The sequence below is a fragment of the Citrobacter sp. CK191 genome, assembly GCF_030333435.1.
Lineage (GTDB): Bacteria > Pseudomonadota > Gammaproteobacteria > Enterobacterales > Enterobacteriaceae > Citrobacter_B > Citrobacter_B koseri.
Genome location: NZ_JAOWFX010000030.1, coordinates 1 through 21,259 on the forward strand (window position 1 = coordinate 1; position 21,259 = coordinate 21,259).

The 21,259-nt window shown below is 51.9% G+C and carries 21 protein-coding genes and 1 rRNA gene; 2 read left to right on the plus strand and 20 right to left on the minus strand.

The annotated features are described in order from the left end of the window. Nucleotides 1-82, plus strand: a 5S ribosomal RNA gene (rrf, locus tag OGV82_RS22950); the annotation flags it as partial. A gap of 130 nt (nt 83-212) precedes the next feature. Here the strand turns inward: rrf and OGV82_RS09440 are convergent. From OGV82_RS09440 to OGV82_RS09470, 7 genes are all read right to left on the minus strand, one after another. Next, nucleotides 213-971, minus strand: a complete 759-nt coding sequence (locus tag OGV82_RS09440) for an amino acid ABC transporter ATP-binding protein (RefSeq protein ID WP_012135408.1) — start codon at nt 969-971, stop codon at nt 213-215. A gap of 7 nt (nt 972-978) precedes the next feature. Next, a complete protein-coding gene (locus OGV82_RS09445) occupies nt 979-2,082 on the minus strand; it encodes an amino acid ABC transporter permease (RefSeq protein WP_024130997.1) in 1,104 nt (367 codons plus the stop codon). 9 nt (nt 2,083-2,091) lie between these two features. Further along, on the minus strand, nt 2,092-3,273 hold the full coding sequence (locus tag OGV82_RS09450) for an amino acid ABC transporter permease (protein WP_047460884.1): 1,182 nt from the start codon (nt 3,271-3,273) through the stop codon (nt 2,092-2,094). 69 nt (nt 3,274-3,342) lie between these two features. After that, nucleotides 3,343-4,368, minus strand: a complete 1,026-nt coding sequence (locus OGV82_RS09455) for an amino acid ABC transporter substrate-binding protein (protein WP_012135405.1) — start codon at nt 4,366-4,368, stop codon at nt 3,343-3,345. Nucleotides 4,369-4,801: 433 nt separating this feature from the next. Beyond that, nucleotides 4,802-5,023 carry a putative periplasmic lipoprotein gene (locus OGV82_RS09460; RefSeq protein WP_012135403.1) on the minus strand — a complete coding sequence of 74 codons (222 nt, stop codon included), beginning with the start codon at nt 5,021-5,023 and terminating at the stop codon, nt 4,802-4,804. Between the two features lie 269 nt (nt 5,024-5,292). After that, on the minus strand, nt 5,293-8,406 hold the full coding sequence (locus OGV82_RS09465; RefSeq protein WP_012135402.1) for an efflux RND transporter permease subunit: 3,114 nt from the start codon (nt 8,404-8,406) through the stop codon (nt 5,293-5,295). 11 nt (nt 8,407-8,417) lie between these two features. Further along, entirely contained in the window at nt 8,418-9,575 is a 1,158-nt protein-coding gene (locus OGV82_RS09470; RefSeq protein WP_047460889.1) for an efflux RND transporter periplasmic adaptor subunit, read from the minus strand. A gap of 406 nt (nt 9,576-9,981) precedes the next feature. Here OGV82_RS09470 and envR point away from each other — a divergent pair, with 406 nt between their 5' ends. Continuing rightward, a complete protein-coding gene (gene envR, locus OGV82_RS09475; protein WP_047460892.1) occupies nt 9,982-10,644 on the plus strand; it encodes an acrEF/envCD operon transcriptional regulator in 663 nt (220 codons plus the stop codon). A gap of 52 nt (nt 10,645-10,696) precedes the next feature. On the opposite strand, the gene OGV82_RS09480 is transcribed toward envR, so the two are convergent. The 13 genes from OGV82_RS09480 to msrP all read right to left on the minus strand — a co-directional run bounded on the left by OGV82_RS09480 (nt 10,697) and on the right by msrP (nt 21,257). Then, entirely contained in the window at nt 10,697-10,861 is a 165-nt protein-coding gene (locus OGV82_RS09480; RefSeq protein ID WP_047460895.1) for a DUF2556 family protein, read from the minus strand. 82 nt (nt 10,862-10,943) lie between these two features. Then, nucleotides 10,944-11,828, minus strand: coding sequence for an adenine-specific DNA-methyltransferase (yhdJ, locus tag OGV82_RS09485; RefSeq protein WP_047460898.1), 885 nt, complete (start codon nt 11,826-11,828; stop codon nt 10,944-10,946). Nucleotides 11,829-11,914: 86 nt separating this feature from the next. Continuing rightward, the gene (fis, locus tag OGV82_RS09490) at nt 11,915-12,211 is read right to left on the minus strand and encodes a DNA-binding transcriptional regulator Fis (protein ID WP_000462905.1); all 297 of its coding nucleotides are present in this window, start codon (nt 12,209-12,211) and stop codon (nt 11,915-11,917) included. A 23-nt stretch (nt 12,212-12,234) separates the two neighbouring features. Next, nucleotides 12,235-13,200 (minus strand): tRNA dihydrouridine synthase DusB, encoded by a 966-nt coding sequence (gene dusB / locus OGV82_RS09495; RefSeq protein ID WP_047460900.1) that lies wholly within the window; start codon nt 13,198-13,200, stop codon nt 12,235-12,237. A 292-nt stretch (nt 13,201-13,492) separates the two neighbouring features. Next, nucleotides 13,493-14,269 carry a carbonic anhydrase gene (locus tag OGV82_RS09500; RefSeq protein WP_047460902.1) on the minus strand — a complete coding sequence of 259 codons (777 nt, stop codon included), beginning with the start codon at nt 14,267-14,269 and terminating at the stop codon, nt 13,493-13,495. Nucleotides 14,270-14,410: 141 nt separating this feature from the next. Continuing rightward, the gene (prmA, locus tag OGV82_RS09505; RefSeq protein ID WP_047460904.1) at nt 14,411-15,292 is read right to left on the minus strand and encodes a 50S ribosomal protein L11 methyltransferase; all 882 of its coding nucleotides are present in this window, start codon (nt 15,290-15,292) and stop codon (nt 14,411-14,413) included. A gap of 11 nt (nt 15,293-15,303) precedes the next feature. Next, nucleotides 15,304-16,755 carry a sodium/pantothenate symporter gene (gene panF, locus OGV82_RS09510; protein ID WP_047460907.1) on the minus strand — a complete coding sequence of 484 codons (1,452 nt, stop codon included), beginning with the start codon at nt 16,753-16,755 and terminating at the stop codon, nt 15,304-15,306. After that, nucleotides 16,745-16,987, minus strand: a complete 243-nt coding sequence (locus OGV82_RS09515) for a YhdT family protein (RefSeq protein ID WP_012135393.1) — start codon at nt 16,985-16,987, stop codon at nt 16,745-16,747. Before OGV82_RS09515 ends, panF begins: the two co-directional genes overlap by 11 nt. Before the next feature lie 106 nt (nt 16,988-17,093). After that, complete coding sequence (gene accC / locus OGV82_RS09520; protein WP_012135392.1) at nt 17,094-18,443, minus strand: acetyl-CoA carboxylase biotin carboxylase subunit; 1,350 nt, start codon at nt 18,441-18,443, stop codon at nt 17,094-17,096. 10 nt (nt 18,444-18,453) lie between these two features. Then, the gene (accB, locus tag OGV82_RS09525; protein ID WP_012135391.1) at nt 18,454-18,924 is read right to left on the minus strand and encodes an acetyl-CoA carboxylase biotin carboxyl carrier protein; all 471 of its coding nucleotides are present in this window, start codon (nt 18,922-18,924) and stop codon (nt 18,454-18,456) included. Between the two features lie 22 nt (nt 18,925-18,946). Then, nucleotides 18,947-19,399: a type II 3-dehydroquinate dehydratase gene (gene aroQ / locus OGV82_RS09530; protein ID WP_012135390.1), complete on the minus strand. Its 453-nt coding sequence runs from the start codon at nt 19,397-19,399 to the stop codon at nt 18,947-18,949. A gap of 235 nt (nt 19,400-19,634) precedes the next feature. After that, a complete protein-coding gene (gene msrQ / locus OGV82_RS09535) occupies nt 19,635-20,255 on the minus strand; it encodes a protein-methionine-sulfoxide reductase heme-binding subunit MsrQ (protein ID WP_047460911.1) in 621 nt (206 codons plus the stop codon). Beyond that, complete coding sequence (gene msrP / locus OGV82_RS09540) at nt 20,256-21,257, minus strand: protein-methionine-sulfoxide reductase catalytic subunit MsrP (RefSeq protein ID WP_024130995.1); 1,002 nt, start codon at nt 21,255-21,257, stop codon at nt 20,256-20,258. Nucleotides 21,258-21,259: the final 2 nt, after the last annotated feature.

A 21,259-nucleotide genomic window follows, 5' to 3' on the forward strand; every position in this document is an offset into this window, starting at 1 on the left:
CCATGCCGAACTCAGAAGTGAAACGCCGTAGCGCCGATGGTAGTGTGGGGTCTCCCCATGCGAGAGTAGGGAACTGCCAGACATCAAATCAAGCGAAGGGCCCGGTCGAAAGATCGGGCCTTTTTGCGTTTACGCGCCCTGAGAACTGCCGGATGGCGGCGGTGCCTTATCCGGCTCGCGTTCCACCTGATAAGCGCAGCGCCACCAGGCAGTTAGTGAATGACTTGCGATAAAAATGCCCGGGTGCGCTCTGATTTAGGATGGGCAAAGAACTCTTCCGGTGGCGCCTGCTCAACAATTTCACCGCGATCCATAAAGATCACCCTGTCTGCTACCGTTCGGGCAAAGCCCATTTCGTGGGTGACGCAAAGCATTGTCATCCCGGACTGTGCCAGACCAATCATGGTATCCAGCACCTCTTTCACCATCTCAGGATCCAGCGCGGAAGTCGGCTCATCAAACAGCATAATTTTGGGCTTCATGCATAGCGAACGTGCAATAGCCACGCGCTGCTGTTGCCCGCCGGAAATCTGCCCTGGAAACTTATGGGCGTGCTCAGCGATGCGCACACGTTCCAGGTAATGCATCGCCAGTGCTTCAGCTTCTTTCTTTGGCATCTTCCGCACCCAAATCGGTGCCAGAGTACAGTTTTGCAGTACCGTCAGATGTGGGAAGAGGTTGAAGTGCTGGAACACCATACCGACTTCCTGTCTTACCCGCTCGATATTGCGAATGTCTTCATTGAGTTCAATACCGTCTACCACAATACGCCCTTGTTGATGTTCCTCCAGATGATTAATACAGCGAATGGTCGTGGATTTACCCGAGCCGGAAGGGCCACACAGCACGATACGCTCCCCCTGTTTCACGTTCAGATTAATGTCTTTCAGAACATGAAACTGACCGTACCATTTATTGACGTTTTCCAGCGTGATCATCGCGTCGGCAGGTTGAATTAATAATTGGCTCATAAAATCCTCAGTGCGGCGTACGCCCGGTGTTAAAACGTTTCTCCAGATGCTGGCTGTAACGCGACATGCTGAAGCAGAAAATCCAGTAAATCAGTGCGGCAAAAACATACCCTTCGGTCGACATCCCCAGCCATGCAGGGTCAACAGTTGCTTGCTGAACGCTACTGAAAAGGTCAAATAAACCGATAATGATCACCAGGCTGGTATCTTTAAACAGGGCGATAATGGTGTTCACCAGACCCGGGATTACCAGCTTCAACGCCTGGGGGAGAATGACCAGTCCCTGGGTTTTCCAGTACCCGAGCGCCAGAGATTCCGCGGCCTCATACTGCCCTTTTGGTAATGCCTGTAACCCTCCGCGTACGACCTCTGCGACGTAGGCAGACTGAAAAAGGATCACCCCGACCAGCGCCCGGATAAGTTTGTCGATACTGGTTCCTTCCGACATAAACAGCGGCAGCATGACCGAAGACATAAACAGCACGGTGATTAACGGTACGCCTCGCCAGAACTCGATAAAGATAACGGAGAGCATCCGAACGATCGGCATATGAGAGCGACGGCCCAGCGCCAGCAAAATTCCCAGAGGAAGGGCACCTGCAATACCGACGGAAGCGATGATCAACGTGAGCGTTAATCCTCCCCATTGCCGCGTTTCTACCCGCTCCAGCCCGAAGAAACCGCCATACATCAGCCACCAGACAACAATGGGATAGATAACCGCCCATGCGGCGATGTAGCGCCCGCGACGGGGCATTGCTTTCCAGAACATCGGCACAATGGAGGCCAGACCAACGAGTAATGCCAGGTTGATGCGCCAGCGTTGGTCATGTGGATAAAGCCCATACATAAACTGACCAAAACGTTCGTGAATAAATACCCAGCAGGCACCCGCCTTCGTACAATCAGCACGCGTCGAACCCACCCAGTTAGCCTGTAGAAACGCCCAGTTCAGCAAGGGGGGAATGAGTATCCACATGAGCCACAGACAAAAAAGGGTTAGCAGGCTATTGGACCAACTGGAAAAGAGATTTTTACGTACCCACAAAATTATGCGACCTGCGCCGTTATTGGCCGGGCGCATGGGATGAGACAGAAGAGCTTTTGTCATCATGGTTCCTTAGCGCTCAATCAGGGCGATACGGCGGTTATAAATATTCATCAGCAGGGAAATACTGAGGCTGATGATCAGATATACCGACATGGTGATGGCGATGGTTTCAATGGCCTGACCCGTCTGGTTCAGTACCGTTCCGGCAAACAGGGAAACCATATCCGGGTAGCCGATAGCGGCGGCAAGCGATGAGTTCTTCACGATATTCAGGTACTGGCTGGTCAATGGAGGAATGATCACGCGCAGTGCCTGGGGAATGATGACCTGGCGTAGCGTTACCGGATTAGGGAGACCCAGTGAACGCGCGGCTTCATGCTGGCCGTGGGGAACCGCCTGGATACCGGAACGGATGATCTCAGCAATAAATGCCGAGGTGTATACCGAAAGCGCCAGCGTCAACGCAGCCAGTTCTGGAATTAATGCCATTCCTCCCCGGAAGTTAAACCCGCGTAACTCGGGCACATCCCAGTGCAGCGCCGCGCCAAATAGCCACTGAGCGACAGCCGGCAATAGCACGATGAGCGCCAACGCCGTAGGCCATGTTCGGCGCAATTGCCCCGTCTTAATCTGGTGCGTTTTATTGAAGCGAAAGAGCCCGGTGGAGATGACGATCGCCAGAAGGATTGCCATGCAAAAAGCGATAACGCCTTCACCCAGCTGTGGTGCCGGAATATAGAGTCCCCGATTACTCAGAAAAACCAAATCCAGCGCGCTGACCGCCTGCCGTGGCCCGGGTAAATTACGCAGGACGGCAAAGTACCAGAAGAAGATTTGCAGCAATGGCGGAATATTGCGAAAGGTTTCGATGTAAATGGTCGATAACTTACGCAATAACCAGTTATCCGACAGGCGTGCAAGGCCGAGGAAAAAACCTAAAAATGACGCAAAAACAATACACAGTGCTGAGACCAACAGGGTATTGAGCAAGCCGACCAGAAAGACGCGACCGTATGTATCCCCTTGCTCGTAGTCGATCAGGTGCTGAACAATACCGAACCCGGCGCTGCGATCGAGAAACGCGAATCCTGAGGTAATCCCCCGGCTGCTCAGATTGTTAATCGTATTATGAATTAAATAGACCGCAACACTGACAACCGCAATAACGGCGAGTATTTGAAATAACCAGGCGCGGACCGCAGGGTTAGAAAAGGAGAGTATTCCTTTCACGGTTGAGCGGCGATGGGACATAAGAAAACCTCGGTAACCATAACTCTGGGCTGAGCGCCGCAGGTGCGGCGCCCGTTACATCACAACGGCTTAGCGTACGGGTGGTGCGTACTGAATGCCGCCATTATTCCAGAGATTGTTCTGGCCTCGTTTGATCTTCAGCGGGCTTTCCGATCCCACGTTACGTTCAAAGATCTCCGCGTAGTTACCAACCTGTTTAATGATGTTGTAGGCCCATTTGTTATCCAGTTTCAGATCCTTACCGTAATCCCCTTCTTTGCCCAACAAATGCGCCATGTCCGGTGTTGCCGGATTCGCCGCTTTCTCATCTACGTTCTGCGAGTTAATCCCCATTTCTTCAGCATTCAGCATAGCGAACAGCGTCCAGCGGACGACAGAGAACCACTCATCATCACCACGGCGCACAACGGGCCCCAGAGGCTCTTTTGAGATGACTTCAGGCAAGACGATCCATTCGGCAGGGTCGCTCAGCTTGATTCGCAGGGCATATAACTGAGACTGGTCAGAAGCCAGCGTGTCACAGCGGCCCGATTCCAGCGCTTTGGCTGACTCATCAGAGCGATCAAAAGTGACCGGGGTGTATTTCATTTTGTTGGCTTTAAAGTAATCGGCCACGTTCAGTTCGGTATCCGTGCCTGCCTGTATACAGACGGTGGCGCCGTCCAGCTCTTTAGCGCTTTTTAACCCCGCTTTGTTATGCGTCAGGAAACCAATCCCGTCGTAATACGTCACGCCAGTGAATGACATGCCCATACCTGCGTCGCGTGAAGAGGTCCAGGTTGTATTACGGGATAACAGATCGACTTCGCCGGATTGCAAGGCGGTGAAGCGTTCCTTTGCAGTGAGTGGGGTATATTTTACTTTTGTATCATCGCCAAAGACGGCTGCGGCAACGCCACGACAAACATCGACGTCAATACCCGTGAATTTACCGCTTGCATCTGCATAAGAAAAACCAGGCAGGCCGTCACTGATCCCACATTGTACGAATCCTTTTTTCTTTACGGCATCCAGTGTTGCGCCAGCATGCGCCTGATTTGCAACAGCAAGCAGCACGCCGACCGCAGCCAGGCTGGCTATCATCATCTTTTTCATAATGCATCCTGTGTGGAGAAATTATCGTTATAGAGAGACGTTCTGGAACGTCTTTACCTGTCTGTGGCTTTGGCCATACTCTTTTAAGCAAAGGTAGTGCCAGGTTTTGCGAACGAATGCTCGACGCAATATGCAGAGTGTAGACAGGAAAAAATAAATGCAGCGCCCTGAAATGGTGCGAAAATGAAACGTAAGCCACATTTTGGAGCAAAATATTTAAATTTACGGGCGCTGTGCGGAATAACGATTTCGCCCGTTAATATCGGCAGGATAAGTATGATAAATGCAGTTTCACTAAGACAGAATAATGAAAAGCGCCAATCTTATAGAGTAGATATGTGAGAGAAATCTATAATTGATGATTAATAATAAATCGATTGTCCAGAGCTTTGTCTTATATTAAAAGCGCGGGTTGCCGCGCTTTTAATAAAACCTATTTCGTCAGGGCAACAATCCCCAGCGTCAGGCCTGCGACAGCGGCTGCGCCACCGGCAATCGCCCCCGCTGTTTCCCAGTTATCTTGCGTGGTGCCCTTCATACAGGTATTGGTATGAACCAGACGACCCTGGTCGTCATAAACCGGAACGCAAGGAGAGTCATGCGCACACCCCGCCAGCAAGGTTGTGAGCAATGCAACAGGAATTAATCTTTTCATGGTGTTACCTCAAAAATAAACGTTTCGCTACATCCAGCAAAGTCGAATGCTCCGCTAGCTGCGAACCCGGCGCTATTTTATCACGCCTTAAAAAGGCACCCGCATATGGAATAATTTCAATTCATGTGGATTGTAAAAATAATGGAGAAAAGGATGGCTAAGCGGTGCATGTCTGGTAAATAGCAGGGAAAATAAATGACTATCTTTTTAATACATAAATGGATAATTATTTTGGAAAAAGGCGCCCGAGGGCGCCGTAATTTTAGTGGTTAATCATGATGCCGGTTAAAACGACGTCTCACGACCACAAAGAAGACCGGAACGAAGAAGATTGCCAGCAATGTCGCCGTCAGCATTCCTCCCATAACCCCCGTTCCCACCGCATTTTGCGCGCCACTGCCTGCGCCATGACTGATAACCAGCGGCATAACGCCGAGGATGAACGCCAGAGATGTCATCAGGATTGGGCGTAAACGCATACGCGACGCTTCAAGCGTTGCCTCAATCAACCCTCGTCCCTCTTTCTCCATCAGATCTTTGGCAAACTCTACAATCAGGATGGCGTTTTTAGCAGAAAGACCAATGGTTGTGAGCAGGCCAACCTGGAAGTAAACGTCGTTATTCAGTCCGCGAAGCGAGGCGGCCAGCAATGCGCCGACCACGCCGAGCGGTACGACGAGCATAACGGAGAACGGAATGGACCAGCTTTCATACAATGCAGCCAGGCAAAGGAAGACCACAATCAGTGAGATTGCATACAACGCTGGAGCCTGGTTGCCGGAGAGGCGCTCCTGATACGACATGCCAGTCCAGTCATGACCAATACCGTTCGGTAATTTTGCCGCCAGGCTTTCCATTAATGCCATCGCTTCCCCGGTACTTCTGCCGGGCGCCGCTTCACCCAACAGCTCCATTGAAGGCATACCGTTGTAGCGTTCCAGACGTGGTGAGCCGTAAATCCACCGTGCCGAACTGAAGGTGGAGAACGGAACCATTTCACCGTTTGCGCTACGGACATACAGATTGTTGATGTCACCGGGCAACATGCGGAACGGCGCATCCGCCTGGACATAGACTTTCTTCACTCGTCCATGATCGATGAAATCATTCACGTACGTACCGCCAAGCGCGGTGGAAATCGTCTGGTTGATGTCTGACAGGCTGACTCCCAGGGCCTGTGCTTTTTCCTGATCGACATCCAGCTTGAACTGTGGCGTATCTTCCAGTCCGTTAGGGCGTACACGAACCAGCAGGTCGGGATGCTCTTTTATCATACCCAGCAACTGGTTCCGGGCTTTGGTGAGTTCCGTGTGACCCAGGTTCGCCTGATCGATCAGTTCAAAGTCAAACCCCGTTGCCGTACCCAGCTCAATAATCGCGGGCAGGTTGAACGGGAAGACAAGACCATCCTTTATCTGGCTGAATGCCCTGGTTGCGCGGGCAACGATCGCTTCTACGCCATTTTCTTCGCCGGGGCGTTCTTCCCAGGGCTTCAGGCTAATAAAGACAATACCGGAGTTCTGCCCCTGTCCGCTAAAGCTAAAACCATTCACGGTAAAGACGGATTCAACGTTGGCTTTTTCCTGGTTCAGATAGTAGTTCTGAATCTGATCCAGCACCTGCTGCGTACGCGTCTGCGTCGCGCCAGCCGGTAACTGCACCATCGTCATGAATACGCCCTGATCTTCTTCTGGCAGGAAGGAGGTGGGTAAGCGCAGGAACAAAATGGCCATGCCGCCGACGATAAGGACATACAGCAGCAAATAACGCCCGGTCTTGCGCAAAATACCGCTGACGCTGTTACTGTAATGCCCGACGCTTTTCTCAAACAGCGTGTTAAACCACCCGAAGAAGCCACCTTTCTTTTCATGGTGATCGGCAGACGCAGGCTTAAGCAGCGTGGCGCAAAGCGCAGGCGTCAGGATGAGCGCAACCAGTACAGAAAGCGCCATTGCAGAAACGATAGTCAGCGAGAACTGGCGGTAAATCGCGCCGGTTGAGCCGCCAAAGAAGGCCATCGGCACAAATACGGCGGAAAGCACCATCGCGATCCCCACCAGCGCGCCCTGAATCTGCGACATTGATTTCTGGGTCGCTTCTTTGGGCGGTAGCTTTTCTTCCACCATCACGCGTTCGACGTTTTCCACGACGACGATAGCGTCATCGACCAGCAAGCCGATGGCGAGCACCATCCCGAACATTGTTAACGTATTAATAGAGAAACCGAACGCCGCCAGGATGGCGAATGTACCCAGCAGTACAACCGGTACCGCAATGGTCGGTATCAACGTCGCACGTATGTTTTGCAGGAAAAGATACATGACCAGGAAAACGAGGATGATCGCTTCAAACAGCGTTTTCACCACTTCATGAATCGATATTTTCACAAACGGCGTAGTGTCATACGGGTAGACCACTTTCAACCCTTGCGGGAAGAACGGCTGTAGTTCCGCAAGCTTCGCTTTAATGGCCGCTGCCGTATCCAGCGCGTTCGCGCCGGTTGCCAGCTTAATACCCAGGCCTGTCGCCGCCTGGCCATTAATCTTCGTCACCATGTTGTAGTTTTCGCCGCCAAGTTCGATGCGGGCCACATCTTTAAGATGGACCATCGAACCATCCTGATTCACTTTCAGCGTGATGCGGCCAAACTCTTCAGGCGTTTTCAGTCGTGTTTGCGCGATGATAGAGGCGTTAAGCTGCTGTCCCGGGATGGAAGGCGTCCCGCCCAGTTGGCCTGCGGCAATCTGGTTGTTCTGCGTTTTCAGCTGGTTAATAACATCTAACGGCGTCAGTTGGTATTTGTTTAACGCATTGCTGTCGAGCCAGATACGCATCGCGTACTGCGCGCCAAACAGTTGGACGTCGCCGACGCCGGATGTCCGGCTGATGGTATCTTTAACGTTAGACGCTACATAATCGGAAATGTCATCCTGCGTCAGGTTCTTATTGTCGGAAACAAAACCGGCCACCAGAAGGAAGCTACTGCTTGATTTCTCGACGCTGATACCTTGCTGCTGTACTTCCTGCGGCAACAAAGGCATGGCCAGTTGCAGTTTATTTTGTACCTGAACCTGTGCGATATCCGGGTCGGTGCCGGACTGGAACGTCAACGTAATAGTTACGCTACCGGACGAGTCGCTGGTGGACGACATATACATCAGGTTATCGATACCGTTCATATTCTGTTCGATAACCTGCGTTACGGTATCCTGCACCGTTTGCGCGTCCGCTCCCGGGTAGGTTGCGGAAATCGCAACGGCGGGCGGCGCGATGGTCGGGTACTGCGCAACGGGCAGCTGCATGATCGCCAGGGCGCCAGCCATCATGAGAATGATGGCCAGAACCCAGGCAAAAATCGGGCGATTAATAAAAAAGTTTGCCATGTCCGGTTACCTTATTGCGCTGCATTCGCCGCAGGGGCATCGGTGGTGGCTTTAACCTGTTCGCCCGGGCGGGCTTTCTGCAAGCCGCTGACGATAACTTTGTCGCCCGGTTGCAACCCTTTGCTGATTAACCATTTATCGCCGATCGCCTGAGTAGCGATAACGTCGCGCGCTTCAACCTGATCTTTATCATTGACGATCATCACCATCGCATCGCCACGCGGCGTGCGCGTTACGCCCTGCTGTGGAACGAGAATGGCATTGGGCTGAATGCCTTCATCAATTCGCGCGCGGACAAACATACCGGGAAGCAGGGTGTGCTGAGGATTGGGGAAAACAGCCCGAAGGGTGATAGAACCGGTACTTTCATCTACCGTGACGTCGGAAAATTGCAGCGTGCCTTTCAGCGGGTACGCCTGACCATTTTCCATTACCAACTCGACGTTGCTGCGGGTGTTGTCTTTGTGCAGGCTACCCTGCTCGACGGACTGCCTGAGACGCATAAAATCGCTGCTGGACTGCGTCACATCAACGTAAATAGGGTCAAGCTGTTGCACGGTCGCCAGTTCGGTTGCCTGACCATTGGTCACCAGCGCGCCTTCGGTGACACTGGATTTACCAATGCGGCCGCTGATCGGCGAAGTCACTTTGGTGTAGGCGAGGTTGATGCGCGCGCTTTCTACTGCGGCTTTTGCGGCGATAACGGCGGCATCAGCCTGACGAGCATCGGCGATGGCCTGGTCGTACTCTTGTTGGCTAATGTATTTTGTGCCAACCAGCGGAACGTAGCGTTTAACCGTTAAGTGCGCAATGGCGGCGGCAGCTTCGCTTTTTGCCAGCTCGCCTTTGGCGCTGTCGTAATCAGCCTGATAAGTCGCCGGGTCAATCTGATAAAGCGACTGGCCTGCTTCGATATCGCTACCTTCGGTGAAATTCCTTTTCAGTACAATGCCGCTGACCTGAGGCCGGACTTCCGCAATACGAAATGGCGTCGTGCGCCCCGGCAGCTCAGTCGTCACCGCTAAGGGAGCAGATTCGACTACGTGGACGGTGACTTGCGGCTCAGCAGGGTGAGCTTGCGTATCTCCCTGATCGTTACAACCGGCGAGTAACGCAGCGGAGATTATGATGAATGAGGGCAGGAGTGCAAACCTGGCATGTTTCGTCATTACTGTTCCTTAGAAAACCGAAGCTCGTTATTTACCGGATAACGGTAAGGCGTTAACGCGCACAAATAAAATAGCAGTTGGCTATCCTACAAATTATCAGCTCGTGATGTAAGCAATACTTATTTCCGGTCGTCATGCACGGCACGTAAAAGCAAAAAAAGATTAATATCCTGTCGTTTCATAATGCGGTGGAAAAGTAAAACCCTGTCTTTCATTAACACAAATAGAAATATACATTCTTTTGGTGAATAGTTTTATTTGATTCATTTGTATTTATTATTTATTTGGATGTATTGTGCGTAATAATACACGAGGGATCTCGTTTAAATAAAAATGAAGTGATACATTTGCGCGTTATCCCTGAACAGTATTTACTGTCATCCTTCGGTTTCAGACACACTTCATTATGGCCAGGAAAACAAAAGCGGACGCCCTCAGAACCCGACAACACTTGATTGAAACAGCGATCGTACAGTTCGCCTTGCACGGGGTCGGCAGCACCACGCTAAACGACATTGCAGACGCTGCGAATGTTACGCGGGGCGCTATCTATTGGCATTTTGAGAACAAGACGCAGTTGTTTAATGAGGTATGGGGTCAGCAACCGCCGCTACGCGATCTCATTCAGGACAGGTTAACAACGTGTGGGGGCGATAATCCGCTACAGAATTTGCGTGAAAAACTGATTGCCGCTTTGCAATATATTGCTGAGGTGCCCCGACAACAGGCATTAATGCAGATTTTATATCATAAATGTGAATTTCATAATGATATGATATCAGAGCAGGATATTCGGGAAAAAATAGGCTTCAGTTATCAGATAATGCGTGAAGCATTACAGCAATGTATGAATAAAGGACTGATTGCGACCGGTCTTGATGTCGAGGTCAATTTAATTGTGCTTCATGGCAGTTTTAGCGGAATCGTAAAGAACTGGTTAATGAATCCTTCCAGTTATGATCTCTATAAGCAGGCGCCGCAATTAGTGGATAATGTATTAAAAATGTTAGTTCCGAATGGCAATGTGATGGTATTAACGCAGAATAACAAGCCGGTCGTGGAAGCGTAACGGTTATCCCCAACTGTGCGTCGGCATAATTTGCATAGAACTGGCTGGCGTACTACTCAAGGTCGGCGCAGTTGACGAGTTTGAGCGGGTTAACCGAATTCATGTTGCGGCATTTATCGTATTCCGTTGTCATCAGTTCGATCCACTGCATGAGTAATGCGTCAAAAAGGAAAACGGAGACTGCGAAAACAACCAGCCACCAATACTTACGAATCATTGCCAAATCCTGTGTATTCATGCCCAAGCGTGCAAGGAATATACACGAAACAACGCGGCAGAAAAGCAGACTTACAATGCTTTTACTTCACCTGAGACGTATCCGTCATTTCGGTCATTCGGCTCTTTTTGGACAGGTTTGTTGTCTTGCGCTTTTTCACCTTTGCCAGCTCGTTTTCCGCATAGTGAGAGGTGACGTTCAGCCTTCTGATGCCCATTTTTACGTATTCATTGTTGATTTCGATGCCGACAAATTTGCGCCCGGTTTCCACGGCTACGGCGCCCGTCGTGAAGCTTCCGGCGAAGGGATCTAACACCGTGTCGCCCGGGTTTGAGGAGGCCAGGATGATCCGGCTCAACAGCGCTCTGGGTTTTTGCGTGGGATGGTTCTCATACTCATCCATTAAGTAGCGGACGCGGGGAAAATCCCAGACGTTTCCGGGGACTTTTTGCGTGTTGTAGGGCTGGGGTGGATTTTTGCGGTAATCGATCAACGCTCTTTTTGCGCCGGTTTTGGTTTCAACCAGGATGTCATCACGATTAAACGTATAGTTCTTCGCATCTTTTACCATCATCAGGATGGGTTCATACATTGAGCCAAAATACTTTTTGGCCTGCACGCCTGAGCTGTCGTACGACCATATGATGCGGCTTTTGATATCGAACAGTTTCCTGCATTTGAGGTCGAGATAGGGCATGTTCTCCGTGCTGTTCATGATGTACATCGTGCCGTGTTTTTTCAGCACCCGATGGCACTCATCAATGCATTCAAACAGCCAGGCCAAAAAGGTCTCTTCGTCCCAGGACTCCACCAGACCGTCAAAATTTTTTCCGATGTTGTAGGGCGGGTCGGCAAAAATTAAATCGGCACTTTCCGGGGGCAGTTTTTTCAATTCTGAAAGCGCATCACCGTGAATGATCTTCTTCGATTCATCGCCAAAATATTGCGGCTCAAATCCGACATTCATGAACAAACTCCTGTCTGACGCGAATAAAAAAGGCGCTTCCCCATGCCGAGTAGCGCCTTTTTAAACAAGCAATTAGCTAATCGAAATTAGTTCATGCCGTATTTTTTCAATTTTTTACGCAGCGTACCACGGTTGATGCCCATCATCAGGGCAGCACGGGTCTGGTTACCACGGGTGTATTGCATCACCATGTCCAACAGGGGCTGTTCTACTTCAGCCAGTACCAGCTCATAGAGGTCATTAACATCCTGACCGTTCAGTTGAGCAAAATAGTTCTTCAGTGCCTGTTTAACCGAGTCACGCAGGGGCTTTTGAGTCACCTGATCCTGAGAGTTAACGGTAGAAACGGTCAGTACGTCAGAATTTACGCGTTGTTCGAACATAGTTCTGTCAGCTCTTTATTTCATTACGCAAAATTTTCGAAGTATGCCTCCAACGCCTCCAGCTGTTCGCTGGCATCCTCAATGGCGTTGAATGTGCGCCGAAACTGGTCATTTGGAGCGTGCTCCTGGAGATACCAGGAGACGTGTTTACGTGCAATTCGGTACCCTTTTGCCTGGCCATAAAAGTCATGCAGTTCCCGAACATGCGCGCAAAGCAAGCGCTTAACCTCTGCCAAAGGCAGGGGGGGTAGCAACTCCCCAGTGTCCAGATAATGCTGGATTTCCCGAAAGATCCAGGGTCTTCCCTGAGCTGCGCGGCCTATCATCAGGGCATCCGCCCCCGTATAGTTGAGCACAGCTCTGGCTTTATGCGGGTCAGTAATGTCGCCATTCGCGATAATCGGAATGGAAACTTTCTGCTTAACTGCCCGAATACTGTCGTATTCAGCATCTCCATTGAACAAACAGGCGCGGGTGCGTCCATGAATGGTCAGAGCCTGAATGCCACAGTCTTCAGCCAGTTGGGCAATCTCTACGCAGTTACGGTGTTCCGGGGCCCAGCCGGTGCGAATCTTCAGGGTGACAGGAACGTCCACTGCACTCACGACCTCGGTTAGTATCGACTTCACTAAATCCGGGTACTGCAAGAGGGCTGAACCTGCGAGCTTGCGATTCACTTTTTTAGCCGGACACCCCATATTGATATCAATAATCTGGGCGCCGCTTTCCACGTTAATACGTGCGGCATCGGCCATCTCAACAGGGTCGCTACCGGCGATTTGCACCGTGCGAACGCCTGGCTCATCAACGTGCACCATCCGTAAACGAGATTTGTCGCTTTCCCAAACCTGCGGGTTAGAAGACATCATCTCGGATACCGTCAATCCTGCTCCCATCTCATAGCACAGCGTCCGAAAAGGTCTGTCAGTAATGCCAGCCATGGGCGCTGCGATCAGGCGATTTCTAAGCTGGTATTGTCCGATGCGCATGAGTTAAGAAATGACCATACTGTGACTGCAAGGCGGCGTATATTACGCATTTTTTGCACGAGATGAAAGGCCAAACTTTGACCAATCCTCTGAGGTGGATCAAAGAATCGCAGTTAAGATGAACGATGAGAATTAATTAACTTTATAAATCATTGCGTTATAAAATGAGGCCGAATTTTTATACGCTTACAATTTTGCGTAACTTATCATTTTTTCTTCTATGGCTGACGGCTGGACAACATAATCTGCTGATTTAACCAGCAGATTATCGTTTCATAGTGTGATCGCCGCCTCATTTCAGGACAGGATCGCGAAGCGTCGGTATCGACCATTCGTTAATGACGCGGCCATTCAAAGGCTGGACAGGGCGATTGTTGGCAGGGTGTATCGTATGGCGAAATTTTTCCAGTTGACCGGCAGAAAGCGTCATAGGCTGTTTCAGGACAATCCAGGTTACGCCTTCGCTACAGGGAGGCGTCGTTAACGAACCGCTAAAGCGCCAGTAGGTTCTGTCTTCCGGCAACAGCAGATTGATATCGACGGGGGAAAGCAACGGTATGCTGTCGCCCGGGGTTGCCGGGATGGATTGCCATAAACGTTCAATTGCCTCATTTGGCTCACCGATATCAAACATGACGGCAACAACGGCAATCTCACCTTCCTGGTTTTTGTGCGTCAGGTGCAGCTCCATCGCATAGTGTTTACCATTGATGGTATTTTCACTTGGGGCATGAAAATGAAATTCTGCTAAAGCATAAGGCCGATCGTCAATCTGAGTGGAAGCAGAAGAATAGGGGTTCATTGTTGCCTGAAGAGTGTGGTTAACGTTCAGGAGCATGTCGGCGCGATCGATGTACTGTACGTTAAGTGGTGGGAGCTGGATTTCATTCGTGGTGAGAATATCAACAGGGGACTGGCTCATCCCGGTCTGGCACAGTTTGTATGCTTTATTGATTTCACCCCAGTGCGCGGGAGAGGTGTCGCCTTCATAGCTCCAGTCAGTTGCCGAAACGGAAACGGGCATCATACAGATTGCCAGAAAGGCAGTGGCCAAAGAAATTAACTTCATGCATTTACCCGATGAATTGAAAACAACATAACATTATATAAATCAATCAATTATAAAGAATATTGTATCGGTGACGAGCAGGAGAGGAAAGCGAATCGTGTGAAAAAGGCGTGGCCAGATGACCACGCCGGAAAGGACTGATTATTTTTTACGACCGGTAATGCGGCACCACTCTTCTTTCTCTACCACCGGGTCGAGCGTAAAGAGTTCGGTATAGGCTTCGCATACGCTTTCCGCCTGGCTGGCCAGGATACCGGAAAGCCCCAGTAAACCGCCCTCAACGGGCAGTACGCTGATTAACGGGGCCAGTTCACGTAATGGGCCAGCCAGGATGTTAGCGACCACCACATCGGCTTTCATGGCTTCTGGCTGGTCTTTGGGGAGATAGAGCTCCAGACGCTCAGATACGCCGTTGCGCTCTGCGTTATCACGGCTGGCCTGGATCGCCTGCGGATCGATATCGATCCCGATAGCTTTCGCTGCGCCCAGTTTTAATGCGGCAATCGCCAGGATGCCGGAACCGCAGCCAAAGTCGATCACCGTCTTACCGTTCAGATCAAGCCCGTCGAGCCATTGCAGGCAGAGGGATGTGGTGGGATGCGTGCCAGTACCGAAGGCCAGACCCGGGTCCAGCATGACGTTGACGGCGTTCTCATCCGGTACATCGCGCCAGCTCGGGCAAATCCACAGACGCTCGCCAAAGCGCATCGGGTGAAAGTTGTCCATCCATTCGCGTTCCCAGTCTTTATCTTCCAGTTGCTCAATCTTATGCGCGAAACCCGCGCCCAGCAGCGGATGATGCTCAAGGATTGCCACCACCTCTTTCATGTCGGTTTCGGCATCGAACAGGCCGATAACGTCGGTATCGCCCCACAGACGCGTTTCACCTGGCAGCGGCTCAAATACCGGCGTGTCGTGCGTGTCCTGGAAGGTCACAGAGACCGCGCCGGTTTCCACCAGCGCATCGCTAAGTTCTTCGGCGTTCGTACCGGTCGTATTCAGTTTCAGTTGGATCCACGGCATGGCAAAACTCTTTATTTATCAGTAGTCAATAAGGTGGCTTGCTGGGCAGATGAACCAAAACGGTTTCCGGCCAGAAAAGCCAATAAACTGAGCAGTAGCGAGGGCACGATGGGGTGAAAGCCCAGGTACTGAACGTTAAAGGTGGCGAGCACGGCATACAACACGCCGCCAATGATCATGGCGCTTAGCGCGCCTGTCGCGTTTGCACGCTCCCAGTACAGGCCCAGCACCAGCGGCCATAAGAACACCGCTTCCAGGCCGCCGAAAGCCAGCAGGTTAAGCCAGATAATCATTTCCGGCGGTTTCCAGGCTGCGAGCAGTAGCAACGCACCTAACAGCAGCGTGATGATGGCTGACATCCGCTTCAGGCGAGTTTCGTTATGCATTTGCTCCGGGCGAATATTCAGATAGAGATCTTTAATGATCGTAGCGGAACTTTGCAGCAACTGGGCATTGATTGTCGACATAATGGCCGCCATCGGCGCGGCGAGAAAGATGCCGGCGGCAATCGGCGGCAGAACCTTAACCATCAGCGTTGGAATGACCAGGTCCGGTACGGTCAGGTCAGGAATCACCGCCCGTCCCAGCGCGCCCGCCAGGTGCATACCGAACATCAGGATCGCCACCACAATCGTGCCGATGATAATGCCGCGATGCACCGCTTTACTGTCTTTATAGGAGATGCAACGCACGGCAGTATGCGGCAGGCCGATCACGCCAAAGCACACCAGCACCCAGAATGAGGTCATAAAGGTCGGTGACAGAATGTCATCCGCGCCCTGCGGCGTCACCAGTTTCGGGTCGATCGTTTGCAGGGTTTCGACCGCGTGTCCGAGGCCGCCTGCCGCATGAACCACGCCGACCAACAGGACGATGGTGCCAATCAGCATGACCATGCCCTGCATCGTATCGTTGAGCACGCTGGCGCGAAAACCGCCAAATGCGGTATACAACGCGATGCTGACGCCAAAGATTAACAGCCCTGTTTCGTAGGGGATGCCCGCTGCGGTCTCAAGCAGGCGCGCGCCGCCAATAAACTGTACGGTCATCGCCCCGACGAAAGCCACCAGCAGGCTGAGGCTTGCCAGCCAGACCAGCAGACGGCTTTGATAGCGGGCAAACAGCATATCGTTAAGGGTGACGGCGTTGTAGCGCCGCGCCAGAATAGCGAACTTCTTACCCAGAATACCCAGCGAGAGCCAGACGGCGGGTAACTGGATCATCGCCAGCAATACCCAGCCCAGGCCGTATTTATAGGCCGCGCCCGGGCCGCCGATAAATGAGCTGGCGCTGATGTAGGTGGCGGTCAGCGTCATCGCCAATACAATTCCGCCCATCGAACGACTACCGAGGAAATACTCATTCAGGAAGGTGCCCGTCGTCCTTTTTCGCATGGCATAGACCGACAGACCAAACACCACCAGCAGATAGGCGATAAGCGGCAGAATGACTTCAAGCTGCATCATCGTCCTCCAGAGGAATGTCGCGATAGATAAATTTCACCATAGCCCAGCACAGTAAAATGAAAACAAGCGGCGTCAGCAGGCAGGCCATTTCAAACCAGTGCGGAAGGCCCGTTATGCCGGGTGCCGCGCCTGGTAAGTAAGCAGTCACCAACCACGCAGCCAGATACAGAAGGGTCAGCCACAGCGCCCAACGCGCCTCTTTGTTGGCCTGAACAAAACGCGTGTCCATTTTTTGTCCCTTGTGGATGAAGAAAGCGGGGATTGTACCTTATGGGATGTACCGGAGGGAAAAAAACAAAAGGCCGGAAAACCGGCCTTTTTCAGTTAACGCACGCTTATTTTTCCTGAAGACCGAGTTTCTTCTCCAGATAGTGGATGTTGGTGCCACCGTGCTGGAAGTGCTCGTCGTTCATGATGCGGGTTTGCAGGTCAATGTTGGTTTTGATGCCATCAATGATCAGTTCCTGCAATGCGTTTTTCATACGGGCAATCGCCACGTCACGGTTTTCACCGTAGCAGATCAGCTTGCCGATCATGGAGTCATAGTACGGCGGTACGGTGTAACCCGCGTAGATATGGGACTCCCAGCGTACGCCAAAGCCGCCCGGCGCGTGGAAGCGCGTGATTTTACCCGGGCTTGGCAGGAAGGTGTTCGGGTCTTCGGCGTTGATACGGCATTCTACCGCATGGCCTTTCACCACAACTTCTTCCTGCTTGATGGACAGCGGCTGGCCCGCAGCGATACGCAACTGTTCTTTGATCAGGTCAACGCCGGTGATCATTTCAGTAACCGGGTGTTCTACCTGAATACGGGTGTTCATTTCGATGAAATAGAACTCGCCGTTTTCGAACAGGAACTCAAACGTACCTGCTCCGCGATAGCCGATATCGACACACGCTTTGGAGCAACGCTCGCCGATGTAACGACGCAGTTCCGGGGTAATGCCCGGCGCTGGCGCTTCTTCGACCACTTTCTGGTGACGACGCTGCATGGAGCAGTCACGTTCTGCCAGATAGATAGCGTTACCCTGACCGTCAGCCAACACCTGAATTTCGATGTGGCGTGGGTTTTCCAGGTATTTTTCCATGTACACCATGTCATTGCTGAAGGCTGCTTTCGCTTCCGCTTTGGTCATGGAAATGGATTGCGCCAGTTCGGCATCGCCGCGCACAACGCGCATACCGCGACCGCCGCCGCCGCCGGACGCTTTGATAATAACCGGGTAGCCAATGCGTTTTGCAATGGCGCGGTTTTTATCCATATCGTCGCCCAACGGGCCGTCAGAACCCGGTACGCATGGAACGCCAGCCTGTTTCATTGCGCTGATTGCGGACACTTTATCGCCCATCAGGCGGATGGTGTCGGCCTTCGGGCCAATGAAGATAAAGCCGGAGCGTTCAACCTGCTCAGCGAAGTTGGCGTTCTCAGACAAGAAGCCGTAACCCGGATGGATTGCCACCGCGCCGGTGATTTCAGCGGCGCTGATGATAGCCGGGATGTTCAGATAGCTTTTTACGGACGGAGCCGGGCCAATACAGACCGTCTCATCCGCCAGCAATACGTGTTTTAAATCGCGATCCGCGCTTGAGTGCACAGCCACGGTCTTGATACCCAGTTCTTTACAGGCACGAAGAATACGCAGTGCAATCTCGCCACGGTTGGCGATGACAATTTTATCCAGCATGTTCGCCTCGTTATTCGATGACGACCAGCGGCTCGTCAAATTCTACCGGCTGACCACTTTCGACCAGAATTGCTTTCACCACGCCGGATTTATCGGCTTCGATCTGGTTCATCATTTTCATGGCTTCAACGATGCACAGGGTATCGCCCGCGTTAACTTTCTGACCGACTTCGACGAATGCTTTCGCATCCGGGCTCGGGGTGCGGTAGAAAGTACCAACCATTGGGGAACGTACGATGTGACCACTGATTTCCGCTGATGCAGCAGGCGCTTCCATTGCTGGAACAGCCGCCGGAGCGACAGCGTTAGACAGAGCTGGCTGCTGCATTGGCGCAGCATAAGCTTGTTGCATCACTGGAAAACCTGCGTTTGGCGCGGTGCGGCTGATGCGCACAGACTCTTCGCCTTCAGAAATTTCCAGTTCGGAGATGCCTGATTCTTCAACCAGCTCGATCAGTTTTTTAATCTTACGAATATCCATGAGTGGGTTCCGTACTCTTTGTTTAGTGTGATTGTGACAGGCGTTTTACCGCCGTCTGTAAAGCGTATGAGTAACCGTCAGCGCCGAATCCGCAAATGACACCAGCCGCAATATCGGAAAGATACGAATGCTGGCGAAACGGTTCCCGCGCATGTACGTTGCTCAGGTGAATCTCGATAAACGGGATGCTCACCGCGAGCAGCGCATCGCGAATCGCAACACTGGTGTGCGTAAACGCGGCCGGATTAATCAGGATATAGTCCACAGTGTCTTTAGCCTGATGAATACGGTCGATGAGTGCGTACTCCGCGTTAGACTGCAAATGATCCAGCGTCACATTCAGCGCGTCGGCCTCTGCATTCAAACGGTTAACAATTTCCGTTAATGTCAGGGTGCCGTACTTATCAGGTTCACGGGTGCCGAGCATATTAAGGTTCGGACCGTTTAAAAGCAAAATGTGTAATTTGTCGGCCATCGTGCAGCTATCTCCTGCGATTCTCCGGTAAAAAACAAAATATACCTTTGATGCGCGATTGTCACCCTTTCAGCGGCTTAAAAACCCTGTCCGGGAAACCAAGGTCGCACATTATAACGATTTCGTAGCATTTGGCAGCTAAATACTGGTCTTATCAGGGAAGATTATCAACTGCTAACACGCAAAGACCCAAGGCGAGTCCTGGTTTTGCAACAAACCGCACATAACGGAGGCGTTACAGCATTTTGCCCGCAAACGACCGCCACCACTGGCGAAATGTCTTGTAGCGCCAGGCTAAAAGCACCAGCGCCAGCAGGACATAAATGACCGGCTGCGGCGATAAAATTTTTACCGACCACAGATAATGAATGGGAGCCAGAATCGCGACAAGATAAACGAAGTTATGCAAACGTTGCCAGCGTTTCCCCAGTTTTCGTTGCGCCGCCTGCGTGGAGGTCAACGTAAGGGCGAATAAAATGAACCAACTGATAATGCCCAACGTTAAATAAGGACGAGTGATTAACTCCTGGCCCAGCAGCGCCAGATTATTTATGCCCAGTTCAAGTAGCGCATAGCTGGTTAAATGCAGCGTGGCCCAGGCGAAGCACCATAACCCTAACAAGCGGCGGGTGCGGATCAATAATGGCTGTTTAGCGTAGCGCGCCAGCGGTGAAACCAGCAAGGTGGCGAGCAAAAATTTCAGCGCTGTCCTACCGGTAAAGTGTTGAATATCTTTGACCGGATCGGCGCTGAGCCCTCCCTGATTCACCGCCCAGACGAGCCAGAGAAACGGTAATAATCCGGCAAGATGCAGCAGTACTTTTAACCAGACGATCTGTTTTTGTGTCAGACGCACTTAGAAATTCTCCCGCAGATCCAGACCGCGATATAAAGACGCCACTTCACTGGCATAGCCGTTAAACAGCAGCGTCGGCTGTCTTTGTACATCCAGAATGCCGCCCGCGCCAATAAAACGCTCGGTCGCCTGTGACCAGCGCGGATGATCAACGTGCGGATTCACGTTGGCGTAAAATCCGTATTCGTTTGGCGCGGCCAGATTCCAGGTGGTCGGCGGGCGTTCGCGGGTCAGTTTAATACTGACGATCGACTTAATCCCCTTGAACCCGTATTTCCACGGCACCGTCAGACGGATGGGGGCGCCGTTTTGCGGCGGCAGCGCTTTACCATAGACGCCGACAGTCAGCAGCGTGAGCGGGTGCATTGCCTCGTCCAGACGCAATCCTTCGACGTAAGGGTATTTTAGCCCGCCGCCGATAAAGCGGTCTTTTTGTCCCGGCATATCATCGGGCGCGTAGATCGTTTCGAACGCCACATAGTTAGCATTGCTGGTGGGTTCGACCAGTGCGAGCAGTTTATGTAAGGGGAAGCCAATCCAGGGAACCACCATCGACCATGCCTCAACGCAGCGCATACGATAGATTCGCTCTTCCAGCGGGAAACGCGTCGTGAGCGCATCGTGATCGAGCGTTAGGGGTTTTGCCACTTCGCCGCTAATTTTCAACGTCCAGGGATCGGTTTTCAGGCTACCCGCGTTGGCGGCCGGGTCTGCTTTATCGAGGCCGAATTCATAGAAATTATTATAACCGGTGACTTTGTTTTCCGGCGTTAACGGGAGGTCGTTTTGCCAGGCGGCGGGTTTGCTGAAATCAAGCGGCTTACCGGCAGGCGCAGGGGGACGATCGTTGCCTTTAAACCAGCTCAGCAGGTCGGCCTGGGCGGTGGCGGGCAGAGAAAGGGCGGCCGCGCTGATACCTAAAGCTTTCAGTACCTGGCGGCGCTGCAACATAAAAACGGACTCCGCAGTTACGTCGGCTTCCGTCAGTTTTTTCATTTTCATAG

What these genes read in the sequence shown, in the direction of transcription:
- fis (WP_000462905.1), bottom strand. Translation starts at nt 12,211, where the DNA reads ATGTTCGAACAACGCGTAAATTCTGACGTACTGACCGTTTCTACCGTT.
- prmA (WP_047460904.1), bottom strand. Translation starts at nt 15,292, where the DNA reads ATGCCGTGGATCCAACTGAAACTGAATACGACCGGTACGAACGCCGAA.
- yhdJ (WP_047460898.1), bottom strand. Translation starts at nt 11,828, where the DNA reads ATGAATGTCGGATTTGAGCCGCAATATTTTGGCGATGAATCGAAGAAG.
- msrP (WP_024130995.1), bottom strand. Translation starts at nt 21,257, where the DNA reads ATGAAAATGAAAAAACTGACGGAAGCCGACGTAACTGCGGAGTCCGTT.
- OGV82_RS09465 (WP_012135402.1), bottom strand. Translation starts at nt 8,406, where the DNA reads ATGGCAAACTTTTTTATTAATCGCCCGATTTTTGCCTGGGTTCTGGCC.
- OGV82_RS09480 (WP_047460895.1), bottom strand. Translation starts at nt 10,861, where the DNA reads ATGATTCGTAAGTATTGGTGGCTGGTTGTTTTCGCAGTCTCCGTTTTC.
- OGV82_RS09515 (WP_012135393.1), bottom strand. Translation starts at nt 16,987, where the DNA reads ATGGACACGCGTTTTGTTCAGGCCAACAAAGAGGCGCGTTGGGCGCTG.
- OGV82_RS09500 (WP_047460902.1), bottom strand. Translation starts at nt 14,269, where the DNA reads ATGAAGTTAATTTCTTTGGCCACTGCCTTTCTGGCAATCTGTATGATG.
- panF (WP_047460907.1), bottom strand. Translation starts at nt 16,755, where the DNA reads ATGCAGCTTGAAGTCATTCTGCCGCTTATCGCCTATCTGCTGGTGGTG.
- dusB (WP_047460900.1), bottom strand. Translation starts at nt 13,200, where the DNA reads ATGCGCATCGGACAATACCAGCTTAGAAATCGCCTGATCGCAGCGCCC.
- OGV82_RS09450 (WP_047460884.1), bottom strand. Translation starts at nt 3,273, where the DNA reads ATGTCCCATCGCCGCTCAACCGTGAAAGGAATACTCTCCTTTTCTAAC.
- OGV82_RS09460 (WP_012135403.1), bottom strand. Translation starts at nt 5,023, where the DNA reads ATGAAAAGATTAATTCCTGTTGCATTGCTCACAACCTTGCTGGCGGGG.
- envR (WP_047460892.1), top strand. Translation starts at nt 9,982, where the DNA reads ATGGCCAGGAAAACAAAAGCGGACGCCCTCAGAACCCGACAACACTTG.
- OGV82_RS09440 (WP_012135408.1), bottom strand. Translation starts at nt 971, where the DNA reads ATGAGCCAATTATTAATTCAACCTGCCGACGCGATGATCACGCTGGAA.
- accC (WP_012135392.1), bottom strand. Translation starts at nt 18,443, where the DNA reads ATGCTGGATAAAATTGTCATCGCCAACCGTGGCGAGATTGCACTGCGT.
- aroQ (WP_012135390.1), bottom strand. Translation starts at nt 19,399, where the DNA reads ATGGCCGACAAATTACACATTTTGCTTTTAAACGGTCCGAACCTTAAT.
- accB (WP_012135391.1), bottom strand. Translation starts at nt 18,924, where the DNA reads ATGGATATTCGTAAGATTAAAAAACTGATCGAGCTGGTTGAAGAATCA.
- OGV82_RS09445 (WP_024130997.1), bottom strand. Translation starts at nt 2,082, where the DNA reads ATGACAAAAGCTCTTCTGTCTCATCCCATGCGCCCGGCCAATAACGGC.
- OGV82_RS09470 (WP_047460889.1), bottom strand. Translation starts at nt 9,575, where the DNA reads ATGACGAAACATGCCAGGTTTGCACTCCTGCCCTCATTCATCATAATC.
- OGV82_RS09455 (WP_012135405.1), bottom strand. Translation starts at nt 4,368, where the DNA reads ATGAAAAAGATGATGATAGCCAGCCTGGCTGCGGTCGGCGTGCTGCTT.